Here is a 17168-nt window from a genome sequence, read left to right on the forward strand (position 1 = left end):
GCCCGACCATCGTCGGGCCTTCACGCGGGCGGCTTTCCCCCTTATGCTGCACTGCAATGAAAACAAGCCCGGGCAAGCCGGGATGGGGAGCCGACCGTGACTGACAGAACCCTGAACCTGCGTGACCCCGAGGCCCGCGACCCCGAGCGCACCGGTGAGCGCGGCGCGCGGCTGGCGCGCATGGCTCAGCTCGGCCTGCCGGTGCCCCGCGGCGTGGTGCTCCCCTTCGACGTGGTGGCCGACATGGGCCGCGAGGGCGCCGACGCGGTGCTCGAGCCGCACCTGAGTGCTGCCCTCGAGAGCCTCGGGGCCGACACGCTGCTCGCCGTGCGCTCCAGCCCCCTCCAGCAGGACTGGGGCGGCCCGCAGGCCATCCTCAACATCGGCATCACCGACACGAACCTGCCCGCGCTCGCCGCCCGCGTGGGCCAGCGCCAGGCGCTCGACCTCTACCGCCGGCTCATCCAGTCCTGGGGCGCCGGCGTGGCGGGGATCGACGCGGAAGACCTCGAGAACATCCTCTACGACCGGCTGAAGCTCGCCGGGGTGGAGAGCGAGGAGGCGCTTTCCGTGGGTGACCTGAAGGTGCTGCTCGACGATTACCGCGCCTTCTACCTCGAGGAGGTGGGTCAGCCCTTCCCGCAAGACCCCGCGACCCAGCTCAAGGCGGCGCTGGAGGCGGCGGCGAAGGGCTGGAACCGCCCCTCGGCGAAGCTCCTGCGCCAGGCCAAGGGCGCGCCGCCCGAGGCCGGGCTCGCCCTCATCGCGCAGCGCATGGCCCTTGGCCTTTGCGCCGGCAACTCGGGCGCCGGCATCGCGCATTTCATCGAGGAGAAATCCGGCAAGCCGGGGCTGAACGGCCGCTACCTCGCCCAGGCGCAGGGGCTCGACGCCATGATGGGCCTGCGCACCCCGATCCTGCTCTGCAAGGCCGAGCGCGAGGCGCAGGGCTTTGCCGGCCTGTCGCTGGAGGAGAGCTGCCCGGAGGCGACCGAGGCGCTGCACGCCGCCGGCCGTCTCGCCGCCCAGGGGCTGGGCGACGTGTTCGACTTCCAGTTCACCATCGAGAACGGCGCGCTGCACGTGCTCGACGCCGTGCCGGCCCGCCGCTCGGCCCGCGCCGCGGTGCGCGTGGTGGTCGACCTCGTGGAGCAGGGCGCCATCACCCGCGAGCAGGCGCTGCTGCGCATCGACCCGCGCTCGCTCAACGAGCACCTGCACCCGCAGATCGACCCCTCGCACCGGCGCGACCCGATCGGCCGCGGCCTCGCCGCCAGCCCCGGCGCCGCCTCGGGGCGCATCGTCTTCACCCCGGAGGCCGCGATGTCGCTGGCGGCGCAGGAGGTGGAGGCCATCCTCGTGCGCGTCGAGACCAGCCCGGAGGACATCCGCGGCATGCACGCGGCCTCCGGCCTGCTCACCGTGCGCGGCGGCATGACCAGCCATGCGGCGGTGATCGCCCGAGGCCTCGGGCTGCCCTGCGTGGTGGGGGTGACCGACATCAGGCTCGACCTGAAGGCTGGCACCCTGCGCTGCGCCGATGGCCGGGTGTTCCACGAGGGCGACGTGATCACGGTTGACGGCTCGCGCGGCGAGGCGCTGGCGGGCGCGGCGGAGATGATCCAGCCGGAGATCTCGGGCGCCTTCGGCACGCTGATGGGCTGGGCCGACGAGATCCGCCGCATGCGGGTGCGCGCCAATGCCGACACCCCGCAGGACGCCCGCACCGCCCGCGCCTTCGAGGTGGACGGCATCGGGCTGTGCCGCACCGAGCAGATGTTCTTCGACGAGGCGCGCATCAACGTGATGCGCGAGATGATCCTGGCCGAGACCGCCGAGGAGCGTCGCCGCGCGCTCGACCGGCTGCTGCCGATGCAGCGGGGCGACTTCGTCGAGCTGTTCGAGATCATGGCCGGGCTGCAGGTGACCATCCGCCTGCTCGACCCGCCGCTGCACGAGTTCCTGCCGCACTCGCGTGACGAGATGCGCGAACTTGCCGAGCAGATGGACCTGCCGGTGAGCCACATAATCCACCGCGCCGAGCAGCTGCAGGAGTTCAACCCCATGCTCGGCATGCGCGGCGTGCGCCTCGCGGTCACCATGCCGGAGATCTACGAGATGCAGGCGCGGGCGATCTTCGAGGCGGTGCTGGAGGTGAACTCCCGCGCCGAAGCCCCTGTGATCCCGGAGATAATGATCCCGCTGGTCTCTGCCGCGCGGGAGGTGGAGCTGGTGAAGGCGCGCATCGAGGCCGTGGCCCGCGACGTGGAGCGCGAGACCGGGGCGCGGCTGGAATACCGGCTGGGCGTGATGGTGGAGACCCCGCGCGCCGCCCTGCGCGCCGGCGATCTCGCGCGCAACGTGAGCTTCATGAGCTTCGGCACCAACGACCTCACCCAGATGACCTACGGGCTGAGCCGCGACGACGCCGGCCGCTTCATGCGCGACTACGTGAACCAGGGCGTCTACCCGGAAGACCCGTTCCATGCGCTCGACCTCGAGGGGGTGGGTGAGCTGCTGCTCATCGCCTCGCGGCGCGGGCGCAAGGCGAGCCCGGAACTGGTGCTGGGCATCTGCGGCGAGCATGCGGGAGACCCCGCCTCGGTGCGTTTCTGCGAGCTGCTGGGCTTCGACTACGTGTCCTGCTCGCCGTTCCGCACGCCCATCGCCCGGCTGGCCGCGGCGCAGGCCGCCATCCTGGTGCGGGACACGAGATGACCGCCGAAGCGCTGGAGGCCCTGCGCGGCGCCGGCAAGGCCGGGCTCGCACGCGCGCTCTCGCGCATCGAGAGCGCGCCGGAGGCGGAGGACACGGTAGCACTGCTCGATGCCGCCTTCGCCGCGCCGCGCGGCGTGTCGCTGGGCATCACCGGCCCGCCGGGGGTGGGCAAGTCGACGCTGGTGAACGCACTGGTGCCCCGGGTGCGGGCGGCGGGGCTGACGCTCGGCATCATCGCGGTCGACCCCTCGTCGCGCCGCTCCGGCGGCGCGCTGCTGGGCGACCGCACGCGCATGACCCATGACCCCGAGGACCAGGGCGTGTTCATCCGCTCCATGGCCGCGCGCGACCGGCTGGGCGGGGTGGCGGAGGTCACCTTTCCGGCCATGGTGCTGATGCGCGCGCTCTTCGATATCGTGATCGTGGAGACTGTCGGGGTGGGGCAATCCGAGACCGAAGTTTCGGAACTCGCCGACCTCACGCTGCTCTGTTCCCAGCCCGGTGCGGGGGATGCGCTGCAGTTCATGAAGGCCGGCATCATGGAGACCCCGGACCTGGTGCTGGTCACGAAGGGCGACACCGGGGCGCCGGCACGGCGCACCGCCTCCGACCTTGCGGGAGCGCTCTCCCTGGTGGCCCGGCAGACCGGTACTCCGGCGCCGCGGGTGGTGATTGTTTCCGCAAACGACGGGAGTGGTCTGGACGAGGCGCTGGCCATTGTTCGTGAACGTGCATCGCAGTGCAGCGACACGCATCGGGGGCATGCAGCGGCGGCATGGCTGCAATCGCAGATTCGGACGGATTGGGGGCGATTCGGACTTCAACTCCTCTCCGGAGGCCTCGGTTCCGCCCCCGAACGCCCGTTCGAGGCCCGTGCGGCACTTTCGGCCAGCTTGTGGCAGCGTCTTCAGCCTGCCCGGTAACCGGCTGAATTGGCGGTTGTTTCAGCGACAATCTCACGGCCCATCACGATCGCGAAACCATGCGTGGCGAAACGACCGTTTACACGGCGGACGCGATGGCTATGGTCTCGAGGCGTTTAATAATAGCGATAGGTGGTGCAGCGGCCATTCAGTTGGCGCATTGAGCACTCCGGACGACGGTGGGAATGACCATGAAAGCACGATCACTCGGAGGGCCCCACGGGGCCCGCATGAGGAGTCTCGTCTGTGCTGTCGCCATGACCTCGAGTACCGTAATCTGTGCGGCAGGTGTGGCAGCGGGCGAGACGGGCGATGCGACGCCCCCGGGGGGCGGTGACCAGATTGCCCTTCAGATCGCCTCGGTGATGGCACAGGAGCGCACGGCGCTCACGGCGCTGAACGCCGACCGGCTGGTCGAGCTCGGCGGCGCCGGGTCTCCGGCGACCGGCTCCAGCCGCCCGCGCGGCACCCGCCTGCACGCCGAGGTGTCGGCGCTGAACCGGGCCGACGCGGAGGCCTCGATGCTGGTCTCCAGCGCCCAGCAGCGCGCGATCTCCGCCGAGGACCGGCAGTCCATCCTGTCCTTCACCCCGGACGAGATCGATCTGCTGCCCACCGCGAAGGGCGACGAGCAGTTCAAGTGCCTCGCCCAGGCGCTCTACTTCGAGGCCCGCGGCGAGTCGATCGCCGGCATGGTGGCGGTCGCGGAAGTGATCCTGAACCGTGTCGAGAGCTCGGACTTCCCCGACACGGTCTGCGGCGTGGTCAACCAGGGTACCGGCAAGCTGCACCAGTGCCAGTTCAGCTACACCTGCGACGGCCGGTCCGACCGGGTGCGCAACCAGGCCGCCTACGAGCGTGTGGCCAAGGTCGCGCGCATCATGATGGATGGCCAGCCGCGCATGCTCACCGGCGGTGCCACGCATTATCACACGCTGCAGGTGCGCCCGCGCTGGACCAGGAGCCTCGCGCGCACCGCCCGCATCGGCGCGCACGTGTTCTACCGCAACAACGCCTGAGCGCCGCGCGGCGCCAGGCATCGCCCGGCCGGCGCGCCGGGCGGCCCCCGCCGGCGAGGCGGTATCCCTTCATCCCCGAAATCCGGCCGATCGCGGCACGCGGCGCTGAGCGGCCCTCCAGGGGGCCGGGCTCGCGCGCCGCTGTCGTCCGGGTGGCGGCGCCACGGCTTCCCGGCTCAGCGCGCCGCTCCGGCGCTCTCCGGCGCTCTCCTGCGCTCCGAGGTAACGGAATATTAACCTCTGGTCGATCGAGGGTTCCGGCGCGGCCGCAGGAGGCCGCCGCGGCCGGGCAGGGGCGTTCGAAGCCGGCGAGCCGGGGGCTGCCACGCGCTCGGGGCGAGGCCGCGCCGTGCCGGCGCAAGCCCGGCAGCGGGAGGGGCCGGGCCCGGGCGGCTCAGAACATGAAGTAGCGCTGTGCCATCGGCAGCTCGGTGGCCGGCTCGCAGGTCAGCAGCTCGCCGTCGGCCCGCACCTCGTAGGTCTCGGGGTCGACGTCGATGTGCGGGCAGGCGTCGTTGAGCCGCATGGAGAACTTGCCGATGCCGTCGCGCGTGTTCTCCACCGGCACCGTCGCCTTGGCGAGGCCGAGCGAGCGGCCGATGCCCGCGTCATGCGAGGCGGCGGAGACGAAGCTCACCGCACCGGAAGTGCGCGAGCCGCCGAAGGCGCCGAACATCGGCCGGCTGTGCACCGGCTGCGGCGTGGGGATGGAGGCGTTGGGATCCCCCATCTGCGCGGCCACGATGGTGCCGCCCACCAGCACCAGCTCCGGCTTCACCCCGAAGAACATCGGGCTCCACAGCACCAGATCGGCGCGCTTGCCCACCTCGAGCGAGCCCACCTCCTTCGAGATGCCATGCGCGATGGCGGGGTTGATGGTGTATTTCGCGATGTAGCGGCGCACCCGAAGGTTGTCGTTGTCGCCCTGTTCCTCCGAGAGCCGGCCGCGCTGGCGCTTCATCTTGTCCGCGGTCTGCCAGGTGCGGATCAGCACCTCGCCCACGCGGCCCATGGCCTGGCTGTCAGACGCGATGATCGACATCGCGCCCATGTCGTGGAGGATGTCCTCGGCGGCGATGGTCTCGCGGCGGATGCGGCTCTCGGCGAAGGCCACGTCCTCGGGGATCGACTTCGACAGGTGATGGCAGACCATCAGCATGTCGAGATGCTCGTCGATCGTGTTGGTGGTGAAGGGGCGCGTGGGGTTGGTGGAGGAGGGGATCACGTGCTCCACGCCGGCGAGCTTGATGATGTCCGGCGCATGGCCGCCGCCCGCGCCCTCGGTGTGGAAGGCGTGGATGGTGCGGCCCCTGATGGCGGCGAGGGTGTTCTCCACGAAGCCGCTCTCGTTGAGCGTGTCGGTGTGGATCATCACCTGGATGTCGTAGGCATCGGCCACGGTGAGGCAGCAGTCGATGGCCGCGGGCGTGGTGCCCCAGTCCTCGTGCAGCTTCAGCGCGCAGGCGCCGCCGAGGATCATCTCCTCGAGGGCGGCGGGCAGCGAGGCGTTGCCCTTGCCGGCGATGCCGATGTTGATCGGGAAGGCGTCCATCGACTGCAGCATCCGCCCGATGTGCCAGGGGCCGGGGGTGCAGGTGGTCGCCATCGTGCCGTGCGAGGGGCCGGTGCCGCCGCCGATCAGCGTGGTGACGCCGGAATGCATCGCGTCGTCGAACTGCTGGGGGCAGATGAAATGCACGTGGCTGTCGATGCCGCCCGCGGTGAGGATGCGGCCCTCGCCGGCGATCACCTCGGTGCCGGGGCCGATGATGATGTCCACGCCGGACTGGGTGTCGGGGTTGCCCGCCTTGCCGATGCCGGCGATGCGGCCGTCCTTGATGGCGACATCGGCCTTGATGATGCCGGTCCAGTCGATGATCAGCGCGTTGGTGATCACCGTGTCCACGGCGCCGTGGGCGCGGGGGGTCTGGCTCTGGCCCATGCCGTCGCGGATCACCTTGCCGCCGCCGAACAGCACCTCCTCGCCGTAGAGCGTGAGGTCCTTCTCCACCTCGATGATGAGATCGGTGTCGGCGAGCCGGACCCGGTCTCCCACCGTCGGTCCGTACATCTCGGCGTAATCCGCGCGGGGAAGGCGATAGGGCATGGCGTGGCTCCTCCTCAGACTCTCCGGGGGATGAGGCAATTTCTGGCAGCGAAAGTCAAAAGGAAACCGGGTGTTAGCGCGGCTGCCGACAGCGGAGCGGCATGTTGCATGCACGGATCGACATGTCGAGTGATGATTCTCACATTCTGGTGCATTCTGGCCTGATACTCAGCGCTCGGTTTTCACGATGCACGCATGTGCCATTTCGGGAGGTCGAAATTAAACCCTTGATCCAGACGCTTTTCCTGCGCTCTCTCGCTCCGGGCGGCATGGCCCTGCTCGGGGCCCTGGTGCTGGCGACGGTCGCGTCGCCGCCCGCCCGCGCCGCGGCGGATCTCGCCCGCGGCGCCTATCTCGTCGAGGCGATAGGGGCCTGCGGCAACTGCCACACGCCCTTCGGTCCGCAGGGGCCGGACCAGGCGCGTGCGCTCTCGGGCCGGCTGGTGGAGGACAACGCCGCCTTCACCGCCTATGCGCCGAACATCACCCCGGCCGGCCCCTCGGGGCGCTGGAGCGACGCGGAACTGGCCCGCGCCATCCGCGAGGGCATCCGGCCCGATGGCTCGCTGATCGGGCCGCCGATGCCCTTCGCGCTCTACCGCGGCCTGTCCGACGAGGACCTCGCCGCGATGGTCGCCTACCTGCGCAGCGTGCCGGCCGTGGAGAACGCGGTGCCCGCCTCGGACTACCGCATCCCGCTGCCGCCCGCCTGGGGGCCGCCGGTGGAGCATGTGGCCGCCGTGCCCGAGGGGGTGACCGTGGCCTACGGCGCCTATCTCGCCGGGCCGGTGGCGCATTGCATCGAGTGCCACTCGCCGATGACGCCGCAGGGGCCGGACCATTCCCGCCCCGGGGCCGGCGGCGCGGTGTTCGCGGGCCCCTGGGGCGAATCCGTCGCTTCCAACATCACGCCGCACGAGGATGGCATCGCGCGGTGGAGCGACGCGGAGCTTGCGCAGATGATCACCACCGGGCACCGGCCGGACGGCACGCCGATGCTGCCGCCCATGGGCTACGGATATTATGCGCATGCAAAGCCGGAGGACATCTCCGCCATCATCGCCTACCTGCGCGCGCTGCCGCCGCTGGCGACACCCGAGCAGCCCTGAAAAACGCAACAGGCCCGGCCGTTTACCGGCCGGGCCTGTTGCTGTGGATAAGGTCGGGCAGGGCGCTCAGAGCGCGCCCATCACCTTCGCGTTGAAGCCGTAGACCTTGCGGTCGCCGGAGAAGGGCACGAGGGAGACCTCCCGGGTCTGCCCCGGTTCGAAGCGCACCGCGGTGCCGGCCGGGATGTCGAGCCGCTTGCCGCGCGCGGCCTCGCGATCGAACTCCAGCCCGCTGTTCGCCTCGGCGAAATGGTAGTGGCTGCCCACCTGCACCGGCCGGTCGCCCGTGTTGGCCACGGTGAGCACGGTCACTTCCGCGCCGGCGTTGAGCTCGATCTCGCCGGGCAGAGGGAAGATTTCTCCGGGAATCATGCGGGGTCCGATCTGCGTCCGGTCTGCGGGAATGTCAGCGGCGCCCGGGCCGGCGGCGGCCGTCGTTCACGCGGACGGGGATGGGCTGGGGCTGGGGCTGGGGCTCGGGAAGCAGGGCCCCGACCAGTTCCTTCAGGTAATCAAGCAGTTTGTTCATGCGCACGGCCTCCCTACCGGATCGGCTGGTGGACGGTGACGAGCTTCGTCCCGTCCGGAAACGTCGCTTCAACCTGCACTTCGGGAATCATCTCGGCGATGCCCTCCATGCACTGGTCCCGACGAATGACTTCGGCACCACTGGACATGAGATCGGCGACCGTCCGGCCGTCGCGCGCACCTTCGACCACGAAATCGGTAATAAGGGCAATGGCCTCGGGGTGATTGAGTTTTACCCCCCGTTCCAGCCGTTTCCGGGCGACCTCTGCTGCCATGGACACCAGAAGCTTGTCCTTTTCCCGCGGGCTCAGATTCACGCTGTTCCTCTCCCATTCAGTTCCGTCTACATTTGGGGGGTTTTCGGGCAATGTCAAACCCCCGTTTTGCAGCAATCGCGCGGCACATGGTGGCAGGGGCGCGGGGCAGACACCACATGTCGCGGGCGGGGCACGAGGTGTCGGCCCGCGCCTTGTCTCCCCCTGCCGCGGCACGTATCAGGGGGCCGATCCGAAGCTGAAGCGCGAAGGGCAGCCCATGACCGAAGATCCCGTCCTGGCCTATGAATCTCCGCAGGCGCGGCCCGCCGCGGGGCAGCCGCTGGACCGCATTTCGGTGCGCGACCACGTGCGCTCGGTGGAGATCGGCGCCTTCCGCTCCGAGCGCGGGGTGGAGCAGCGGCTGCGCTTCAATGTCACGCTCGAGGTGTCGCACCACACCGCCGCGCAGGACGACGACGTGGACAAGGTGCTCTCCTACGACACCATCCTCGAGGCGCTCGATGCCGAGCTCGCCGCCGAGCGCATCAACCTGCTCGAGACCCTGGCCGAGCGTCTCGCCGCGCGCTGCCTCGCCGACCCCCGCGCCGTGCGCGCCTTCGTGCGCATCGAGAAGCTCGACCGCATCCCCGGCTCGCTCGGGGTGGAGATCGTCCGCGGCACGCTGCCGGCCGACGCGCCGATGCTGCGCCCGGTCCGCCGGGAGCGACCGGCGCCGCAGGCGGCTGCCGCCCGCCCGCTGGTGCTGCGCCTCGGCGCCGGTTTCGCGACGGCCCCCGAGCGCGAGGCCTGGCTCGACGCGCTCGCCGCCTGCGGGCTGCCTGTGCTGCTGCTGGCCGAGGCGGAGGCGCCGGACACGGCGGGAGCCGGCCCGGAAGGCGCGCTGCGCATCGGCCTGCTGGCGATGGAACAGGCAGCCTGGAGGCTGGCGGGGGCCGATGCGCGCCTCACCGTCACCGAGACCCGCACCGAGATCGACCATGCGCTGAAGACCGGCCTGCTGGCGGTCTGGGCGCCGGCGCGCCTGGTGATGGCGGCGCGGCCGGTGCCCTCCGTCGGCGCCGCCCCGGCACTCGCCGCCTGGGCTGCCGGGCAGCTCGGGGCGCGCGGGCAGGCGGCCCTGTGGACCGCGCCCGCGGCGGGCGAGGAACCCTTCGCGCCCTGCGACGTTTCCCGGTTCCTGTCCTGGGCGGAAGCCCGAGCGGACACGACTACTTAACAAGTTCCCTGCAAGGTGCTAGGCCGAACCCGGATGGCCGGGAGACCGCGACCCGCGGAAGGTGAGGCGGGGAAGGTGAATCGGACAAGGTGAGTCGGACAAGGTAACCCGGGGAGGGTGAGGCGGGGCGGAGAATCCGCCCTCGCCGGTGCCGGAATGCGGCCCGGAGCCGGGCGGCCGAAGGGCCGCAGCAGATCAGAAGGACCCCGATGTGAAACCGGGCCTGGCGAAAGCGCTCCCCTTCCTGGGCTGGATGCGGGGCATGACCCGCACGTCCCTGCGGGCGGATCTCGTTGCCGGCTTCACGGGCGCCGCCGTGGTGCTGCCGCAAGGGGTGGCCTTCGCCACCATCGCCGGGCTGCCACCGGAATACGGCATCTATACCGCCATCGTCGCGGCCCTCGTCGCGGCGCTCTTCGGCTCCTCCATGGTGATGGTGAGCGGGCCGACGACGGCGCTTTCGGTCATCATCTTCACCACGCTCTCGCCGCTCGCGGAGCCGGGCACGCCGCCCTACATCGAGCTGATGCTCCAGCTCACCGTGATGGTGGGGGTGGTGCAGGTGGCCGCGGGCTTCGCGCGCATGGGCTCGGTGGTGTCCTTCGTCTCGCATTCGGTGATGACCGGATTCACCGCCGCTGCCGCCATCCTCATCGTGGTCAGCCAGCTTCCCGCGGCGCTGGGGCTGGTGCTGCCCGGTGGCGGATCGGTCTTCGAACGCATGGAGCGGGTGCTGCTCGCCCTGCCGCAGACCAACCTCACGGCGCTGCTGCTCTCGGGCGTCACGCTGGGCTCGGTCATCCTGCTCCAGCGCTACTCGCGGGTGATCCCCGGCTTCCTGCTCGCGCTCGTCATCGGCTCGCTGCTGGGCTGGGTGCTCTCGGCCGACGCGCTCGGGGTGAGCATGGTGGGCGCGCTGCCCGGCGCGCTGCCCGATTTCCGCATCCCCGCCTTCAACAGCGCCGACACGCCCGACCTCGCGAAGGGCGCCTTCGCCATCGCGCTCATCGGCCTGCTGGAGGCGGTGTCCATCGGCCGGGCCATGGCCATCCGCCGGCGCGAGCGCTTCAACCCCACGCAGGAGATCTTCGGGCAGGGCATCTCCAACATCGTCGGCGGCTTCTTCCAGAACTACGCCTCCTCCGGCTCCTTCACCCGCACCGGGGTGAACGTGGAGATGGGGGCCCGCACGCCGATGGCCACCATCCTCGCCAGCGTGTTCCTCGCGGCGATGATGCTGCTGGTGCTGCCGCTCATCGCCCATATCCCGCGCCCCGCCATGGCCGGGCTCATCCTCTATGTCGCCTACCGGCTGATCGACCAGCGCGAGATCCGCCATGTCATCCGCTCCTCGCGCGGAGAGAGCGCGATCCTCGGGGTCACCTTCCTCTCCGGCCTGCTCATCGAGCTCGATTTCGCCATCTACGTGGGCGTCATCGCCTCGCTCCTTCTGTTCCTGCACAAGTCCTCGCAGCCCGCGGTGATGGTGGGCGCCCCCAAGCTGGTGAACGGCGCGCGCAAGTTCGTCGGCGCGAAGGACGCGAACCTCTCCGAGTGCCCGCAGATCACCATCATCCGCATCGACGGGCTGATCTACTTCGGCTCGGTCGAGCATATCGAGCGCGAGTTCCGCAAGGTCGAGCGCGAGCACCCGCAACAGCGCATCAAGGTGCTGATCCTCAAGTCGGTCGGCGACATAGACCTCGCCGGCGCCGACCTGCTGATCGACGAGATCCGCACCGCGCGGCGCAAGGGCGGCGACTTTCACCTCATCGCCCAGAGCACGCCGATGCTGAACCGCCTGCGCCGCCTGCAGGTGATCGAGGAGCTCGGCCCCGACAAGCTGCACGCCAACAAGGGCGAGGCCATCGCCGCCGCCGTGGCCGATGCCGACAACGAGATCTGCCGCGGCTGCCGCATCCGCCTGTTCCACGAATGCGCCACCAAGCCCGGCGCCCATGCGGCAATGCGCGAACTCGGCTACTGAGCCCGCCCCGGCTATCCTGGGTCCAATCAGAACAACAGGAGGAAGAACGCCATGGCCTCGCTCAACCCGCCTGTCTGCGATTTCGGCGCCCCGCTGCCGCGGTTCACGCTGCCGGACACCACCGGAAGGCTGCGCGGCAGCGCGGATCTGATGGGGCCGAAGGGCCTGCTCATCGCCTTCATCTGCAACCATTGCCCCTACGTGCGCGCGGTGATCGACCGTTTCGTGCGCGACGCGGCCGAGCTGCAGGGCCTGGGGATCGGCGTCGCCGCCGTGATGTCGAACGACTGGGACACCTATCCGGCAGACGCGCCGGAGAAGATGGCCGGCTTCGCCGCGGATCACAGCTTCACCTTTCCCTATCTCGTGGATGCCGACCAGTCGGTGGCCCGGGCCTTCGGCGCGGTTTGCACGCCCGACTTCTTCGGCTATGACGCGGGCGGGGGGCTGCAGTACCGCGGCCGCCTGGACGCGAGCCGCAAGGAAGCCGGCCCGCCGGATCTGCGCCGCGACCTCTTCGAGGCCATGCGCGGCGTGGCCGAGCGCGGCACCGGCCCGGCCGAGCAGGTCGCCTCCATCGGATGTTCCATCAAGTGGCGGGCAGCATGAGCGCAAACATCATCTTCGATCTCGACGGCACGCTGGTCGACAGCGCGCCCTCGCTCTGCGCGGCGGGAAACCGGCTGACGGAGGAGCTGGGCCGCGCCCCGGTCGACGTGGAAACCTACAAGCGCTTCGTCGGCCGCGGCATCCCCAAACAGGTCGAGGGCCTGCTGGAACACACCGGCGGCGTGCCCGGCGACCTCTCCGCCCACGTGGCGCGGTTTCGCGAGATCTACGATGAAAATCCGCTGGTTGCGACCCGACCTTACGAAGGCGTGGCCGAGGCGCTCGCGGCCCTGCGCGCCGCCGGCCACCGTCTCGGCATCTGCACCCAGAAACCGACCGAGCCGGGGCGCCGGGTGCTCGGCGGGCTCGGCCTCTCGCCGCTCTTCGACGGCTTCACCTTCGGCGACACCATCGCGGTGATGAAGCCCGACCCGGAGATGATCCGCAACACGCTCAAGGACATGGGCCCCGGCCCGGTGGTCTTCGTGGGCGACAGCGAGACGGACGCGGCCACCGCGGCGAATTTCGGCTGTCCCTTCGTCATCCACGAGCACGGCTACCGCAAGCGCCCCTGGGCCGAGATCGCCCACGCCGCGCATTTCGCCACCTGGGCGGAGGCGGTGCCGCGCATCCTCGCCGTGCTGGCAGCTCCCCAGGCCGGAGCGGAGCCGCTGCGGCTGGGCTGAGGCCGCAAGGTTTCGTTCATGTTTCCATGCTTCAGTGGATGCCTGTCAATCTCACTGGCGGGAGGTCCGGAATGCTTGCAGTGCCTTCCCTTGCCCCGTCGTTGACGGGGCTCAGCTCACCCGGCCGAAGCGCCGCGCTGCAGATCGGGCGCGCGAGCGATGTCGCGGTGGTGAGCTTCTCACGTGAACCGGTGACCGAGCCCGTGCGGGTCGGCCGCGCCGCGCCCTGGAAGGAGGGGTATGGCCAGCCGCTGCTCGCGCGCGACGGCATGTTGCCCGACGGGGCGGCGCTGCGCGCCTTCCTGCTCGACCAGGCGCAGGCCCGGATGGAGCGGCAGCTTGCCCGGGTGGAGACCAGCCTGCGCCGCACCTACCGGCTCACCGGCGGGCCGGCGCTCGGCGCCGACCAGCCGCTGTCCACCCTGCTCGAGCCCGAGCGGCTCTCCGCCCTGCCGGAGAAGCTCGCGGCGGCGCTCAAGGCCTGGTCGAAGGCGGTGGAGACCGCCTCCGGTCTCGCCCCCTCCGCCGAGGCCGAACCGCCCGGGCCGGAGGAGACGCGCGCGCTGATCGAGCGCGCGGTGATCGACCAGGTGGATGCAAAGCTCGCCGCCGAAACCGCGATGGACGAGGCGGAGTTTGCCCGGCGCATGGCGGTGCTGGCGCTGTTCGGCGATGCCGGGCGGCAGATGGCCGGGACGGAGCGGGCAGTGATGCTGGGCCGCTTCGCGGAGCGGCTGGGCCGGCGCGGCGAGATGATTTCCCAGATGAAACAGGATATTGCCAGCGGCGCGATATCGGTGACCGTCACGGCACACCGGCTGCCGGGCGGTCCGGGCCGGGTGGCGGTGGATGCCCCGCCGGGGGTGGAGGTTTCAGTTCTGGCGCGCAGCCAGTATCTCGGCGCTGTCTCCTGGACGCGCGCCGAGCCGGCCGAGGGCACGCTGCTCGACGTCAGCAGCTAGGCCCCGCGCGGCCTCCGGATATGCGAAAGCCGCCGGCTCGGAGAGCGGCGGCTTTCGGAATTGCGCAGGGAGCCGGGTAGCCGGCAGGGCTCACATGAAGGAGGCGACAACGCCTTCGTGCTCGCGCTTCTGCTCGCGCACCACCTTGCCATCCACGATGTGGATGCCGCATTCCACCTTCTCGCGGCCGCGCCAGCGCCCGGCGCGCGGGTCTTCGCCCGGGGCCACCGGCGTGGTGCAGGGCGCGCAGCCGATGGAGGGGAAGTTCTCGCTCACCATCGGGTGCAGGGGCAGCTGGTGCTCCTCCATGTAGGCGCGGATCTGGTGCGCGTCCCACATCGCCAGCGGGTTCACCTTGATGCGCCCGTCGGCATCGGCGTCGAAGAACTCGAGTTCGGCCCGGCTGGAGGACTGGTAGCGCTTGCGCCCGGTGATCCAGGCCGAGAAGCCCTCCAGCGCCCGGTTCAGCGGCAGGGTCTTGCGAATGGCGCAGCAGCTGTCGGGGTCCTCGCGGTGCAGGTCGCCCTTCGGGTCGGCCTCCAGCAGGTCCTCGCGCGCGGGGCGGATGACGCGGACATTCGTGAGCCCCAGCGCCTCCGACAGGTCCTGCTGGTAGCTCAGCGTGGCCGGGAACAGCATGCCGGTCTCAAGGAACAGCACCGGCGTCGACTTGTCGATCTGCGAGACCATGTGCAGCAGCGGCGCGCTCTCCGCCCCGAAGGACGAGACGAGCGCGATGCGGCCCGGAAAGTCGCGGGTGAGCGCGGTCTGCAGGATCTGCTGCGGGGTGCTGCCCTCGGCGAGGCGCGACAGCGCGCGCGCCACGGTGGGCGCCGGCAGCGAGACGAGCTTGTCGCCCTTCACGGAATTCGGATCTGTCATCACACGCCTCGCGCCTCGCGGCGCGCCTCCAGGATGTTTCTCCGCCCGGCGTAGCCGCGCTGGTAGTTGAGCGTCACGGCATCGGCCGCGCGCTCCCACTGCTCCTGCGGCTGGCGCGCGGCCAGCGCATCGGGCACCTCGACCTCGTCGAACCCGCATTCGAGCAGGTAGCGGAACTGGTCGGCCAGCACCGGCCCGGTGGCGCGCAGCCGGCCGGTGTAGCCCGCCTCGCGCAGCCGGCGGCCGATGGAGAAGCCCCGCCCGTCGGTGAAGGCCGGGAAGGCGACCGAGATCAGCGACACGCGGTCGAACATCGGCACCACGCTCTCCGGGTCCACGTCGTTGGCGATATGGATGCCGGTGAGCGCGGGGTCGTTGCCGGCCACGTCGCCCGGGAAGGGGTAGATCGCCGGGCCGGCGGGGGCGTCCGCGCCCTCGTCGAGCCGGGTCCAGGCATCCTCGAGGATGCCGGTGATGTCACGCAGCGTCGGCATAGAGCGCCTCCTTGAACGGGGCCATTCCGACCCGACGGTAGGTCTGCAGGAAGGTCTCGCGCGGCTCGCGCAGGCCGAGATAGGTCTCGACCAGCGTCTCGATCACGCCGGGCACCTGGTCGTAGGAGAAACCGGGGCCGGTGCGCTCGCCGAGGCTCGCGTCATTGGCGGGGTCGCCGCCAAGGGTGATCTGGTAGCTCTCCACCCCGGCCTTGTCGAGGCCCAGGATGCCGATGTGGCCCACGTGGTGGTGGCCGCAGGCGTTGATGCAGCCGGAGATCTTGATGGCGAGCGGCCCGATATCGGCCATGCGGGCCGGGTCGGAGAAGCGCTTCGAGATCTCCTGCGCCACGGGGATGGAGCGGGCAGTGGCCAGCGCGCAGTAGTCGAGCCCCGGGCAGGCGATGATGTCGGTCACCAGCCCCTTGTTCGGCGCGTCCAGGCCCTGGCTTTTCAGCAGGGTCCAGAGGGCGAAGAGCTCGTCCTTCTTCACGTTGGGCAGCACCACGTTCTGCTCGTGGGTGATGCGCAGCTCGTCCATCGAATACTGCTCGGCGGCCTCGGCCAGCACGCGCAGCTGCTCGGAGGTGGCATCGCCCGGCGCGCCGCCCACCGGCTTCAAGGACACGGTGACCGCCATGAAGCCGGGCACGCGATGCGCGAAACCGTTCTGCTCCACCCAATGGGCGAAATCCGGGTGTGCCTTCAGCGCGCGCTCGAAGATGGCGCTCTGCTCGGGCAGCTCCGGGTAGGCGGGCGGGGCGAACTGCTCGGCGATGCGGGCAAACTCCGCCATGTCGGCCGCGGTGTTCGAGCGGTCGATGCGGGCGTACTCGGCCTCCACGTGCTCGCGGTAGGTGTCGATGCCCAGCTCGTGCACCAGGATCTTGATGCGGGCCTTGTACTTGTTGTCGCGCCGGCCGTGCATGTTGTACACGCGCAGGCAGGCCTCGAGGTAGGGCAGCAGTTCCTCGCGCGGCAGGAAGGCGCGCAGCTCCTTGCCGATCATCGGCGTGCGGCCCAGGCCGCCGCCCACGAGGATGCGGTAGCCGGTCTCGCCGGCCTCGTTCTTCACGATCTCGATGCCGATGTCATGCACGCGGATGGCGGCACGGTCGCTCGAGGCGCCGGTGACGGCGATCTTGAACTTGCGGCCCAGGAAGGTGAATTCCGGGTGCAGCGACGACCACTGGCGGATGAGCTCGCAGGTGGCGCGCGGGTCCTCGATCTCGTCGGTGGCCACACCGGAGAACGGGTCGGACGTGGTGTTGCGGATGCAGTTGCCCGAGGTCTGGATGGCGTGCATGCCGACATCGGCCAGCGCGTCAAGGATATCGGGGATATCCTTGAGCTTGGGCCAGTTGAACTGGATGTTCTGGCGGGTGGTGAAATGGCCGTAGCCACGGTCCCATTTCTCGGCGATGGTGCCGAGCATGCGCATCTGCCTGCCGTTCATCGAGCCATAGGGGATGGCGATGCGCAGCATGTAGGCGTGCAGCTGCAGGTAGAGGCCGTTCATCAGCCGCAGGGGCCGGAACTCCTCCTCCGTCAGGCTGCCGTCGAGGCGGCGGGCGACCTGGTCGCGGAACTGGGCGACACGCTCACGAACGAAGCGTTCGTCGAATTCGTCATAGCTGTACATGGCTGGCC

The 17168-nt window shown here is 70.3% G+C and carries 16 protein-coding genes; 9 read left to right on the plus strand and 7 right to left on the minus strand.

All coding sequences use genetic code 11. The features are described from left to right. Positions 1 to 96: 96 nt before the first annotated feature. The 3 genes from ppdK to D3P35_RS00615 all read left to right on the plus strand — a co-directional run bounded on the left by ppdK (position 97) and on the right by D3P35_RS00615 (position 4660). Positions 97 to 2718, plus strand: a complete 2622-nt coding sequence (gene ppdK, locus D3P35_RS00605) for a pyruvate, phosphate dikinase (RefSeq protein ID WP_118132514.1) — start codon at positions 97 to 99, stop codon at positions 2716 to 2718. Further along, complete coding sequence (locus D3P35_RS00610; protein WP_118132515.1) at positions 2715 to 3641, plus strand: ArgK/MeaB family GTPase; 927 nt, start codon at positions 2715 to 2717, stop codon at positions 3639 to 3641. Before ppdK ends, D3P35_RS00610 begins: the two co-directional genes overlap by 4 nt. A gap of 365 nt (positions 3642 to 4006) precedes the next feature. After that, positions 4007 to 4660, plus strand: coding sequence for a cell wall hydrolase (locus D3P35_RS00615; RefSeq protein WP_118132778.1), 654 nt, complete (start codon positions 4007 to 4009; stop codon positions 4658 to 4660). A gap of 394 nt (positions 4661 to 5054) precedes the next feature. Here D3P35_RS00615 and ureC read toward each other — a convergent pair whose 3' ends face one another. Then, complete coding sequence (gene ureC, locus D3P35_RS00620) at positions 5055 to 6767, minus strand: urease subunit alpha (RefSeq protein ID WP_118132516.1); 1713 nt, start codon at positions 6765 to 6767, stop codon at positions 5055 to 5057. A 227-nt stretch (positions 6768 to 6994) separates the two neighbouring features. On the opposite strand from ureC, the gene D3P35_RS00625 reads away from it, so the two are divergent. Beyond that, positions 6995 to 7876 (plus strand): cytochrome c, encoded by an 882-nt coding sequence (locus D3P35_RS00625; protein WP_232830316.1) that lies wholly within the window; start codon positions 6995 to 6997, stop codon positions 7874 to 7876. A gap of 66 nt (positions 7877 to 7942) precedes the next feature. Here D3P35_RS00625 and D3P35_RS00630 read toward each other — a convergent pair whose 3' ends face one another. The 3 genes from D3P35_RS00630 to D3P35_RS00635 are packed head-to-tail and all read right to left on the minus strand — an operon-like array spanning position 7943 to position 8721. After that, positions 7943 to 8248 (minus strand): urease subunit beta, encoded by a 306-nt coding sequence (locus D3P35_RS00630; protein ID WP_118132517.1) that lies wholly within the window; start codon positions 8246 to 8248, stop codon positions 7943 to 7945. Between the two features lie 34 nt (positions 8249 to 8282). Then, complete coding sequence (locus D3P35_RS26870) at positions 8283 to 8405, minus strand: hypothetical protein (protein ID WP_255418330.1); 123 nt, start codon at positions 8403 to 8405, stop codon at positions 8283 to 8285. A 13-nt stretch (positions 8406 to 8418) separates the two neighbouring features. Continuing rightward, entirely contained in the window at positions 8419 to 8721 is a 303-nt protein-coding gene (locus tag D3P35_RS00635) for an urease subunit gamma (protein WP_118132518.1), read from the minus strand. 217 nt (positions 8722 to 8938) lie between these two features. Between D3P35_RS00635 and D3P35_RS00640 the strand changes: the two genes are divergently transcribed. The 5 genes from D3P35_RS00640 to D3P35_RS00660 all read left to right on the plus strand — a co-directional run bounded on the left by D3P35_RS00640 (position 8939) and on the right by D3P35_RS00660 (position 14142). Beyond that, the gene (locus tag D3P35_RS00640) at positions 8939 to 9898 is read left to right on the plus strand and encodes a dihydroneopterin aldolase (RefSeq protein ID WP_198670413.1); all 960 of its coding nucleotides are present in this window, start codon (positions 8939 to 8941) and stop codon (positions 9896 to 9898) included. 262 nt (positions 9899 to 10160) lie between these two features. Next, positions 10161 to 11885, plus strand: coding sequence for a SulP family inorganic anion transporter (locus D3P35_RS00645; protein WP_232830317.1), 1725 nt, complete (start codon positions 10161 to 10163; stop codon positions 11883 to 11885). Positions 11886 to 11936: 51 nt separating this feature from the next. Further along, positions 11937 to 12494 (plus strand): thioredoxin family protein, encoded by a 558-nt coding sequence (locus D3P35_RS00650; RefSeq protein WP_118132520.1) that lies wholly within the window; start codon positions 11937 to 11939, stop codon positions 12492 to 12494. Further along, positions 12491 to 13180, plus strand: a complete 690-nt coding sequence (locus tag D3P35_RS00655; RefSeq protein WP_157981993.1) for an HAD-IA family hydrolase — start codon at positions 12491 to 12493, stop codon at positions 13178 to 13180. Before D3P35_RS00650 ends, D3P35_RS00655 begins: the two co-directional genes overlap by 4 nt. 71 nt (positions 13181 to 13251) lie before the next feature. Beyond that, entirely contained in the window at positions 13252 to 14142 is an 891-nt protein-coding gene (locus tag D3P35_RS00660) for a hypothetical protein (RefSeq protein ID WP_157981994.1), read from the plus strand. 90 nt (positions 14143 to 14232) lie between these two features. Here D3P35_RS00660 and D3P35_RS00665 read toward each other — a convergent pair whose 3' ends face one another. The 3 genes from D3P35_RS00665 to D3P35_RS00675 are packed head-to-tail and all read right to left on the minus strand — an operon-like array spanning position 14233 to position 17160. Further along, the gene (locus tag D3P35_RS00665) at positions 14233 to 15024 is read right to left on the minus strand and encodes a phosphoadenylyl-sulfate reductase (protein WP_118132523.1); all 792 of its coding nucleotides are present in this window, start codon (positions 15022 to 15024) and stop codon (positions 14233 to 14235) included. Next, positions 15024 to 15518, minus strand: a complete 495-nt coding sequence (locus D3P35_RS00670) for a DUF934 domain-containing protein (RefSeq protein ID WP_118132524.1) — start codon at positions 15516 to 15518, stop codon at positions 15024 to 15026. Before D3P35_RS00670 ends, D3P35_RS00665 begins: the two co-directional genes overlap by 1 nt. Continuing rightward, complete coding sequence (locus tag D3P35_RS00675; protein ID WP_118132525.1) at positions 15502 to 17160, minus strand: nitrite/sulfite reductase; 1659 nt, start codon at positions 17158 to 17160, stop codon at positions 15502 to 15504. The genes D3P35_RS00670 and D3P35_RS00675 overlap by 17 nt, the downstream gene beginning before the upstream one ends. Positions 17161 to 17168 lie beyond the last annotated feature (8 nt).

Source organism: Oceanicella sp. SM1341, from assembly GCF_003448965.1.
In the GTDB taxonomy this organism is placed as follows: domain Bacteria; phylum Pseudomonadota; class Alphaproteobacteria; order Rhodobacterales; family Rhodobacteraceae; genus Paroceanicella.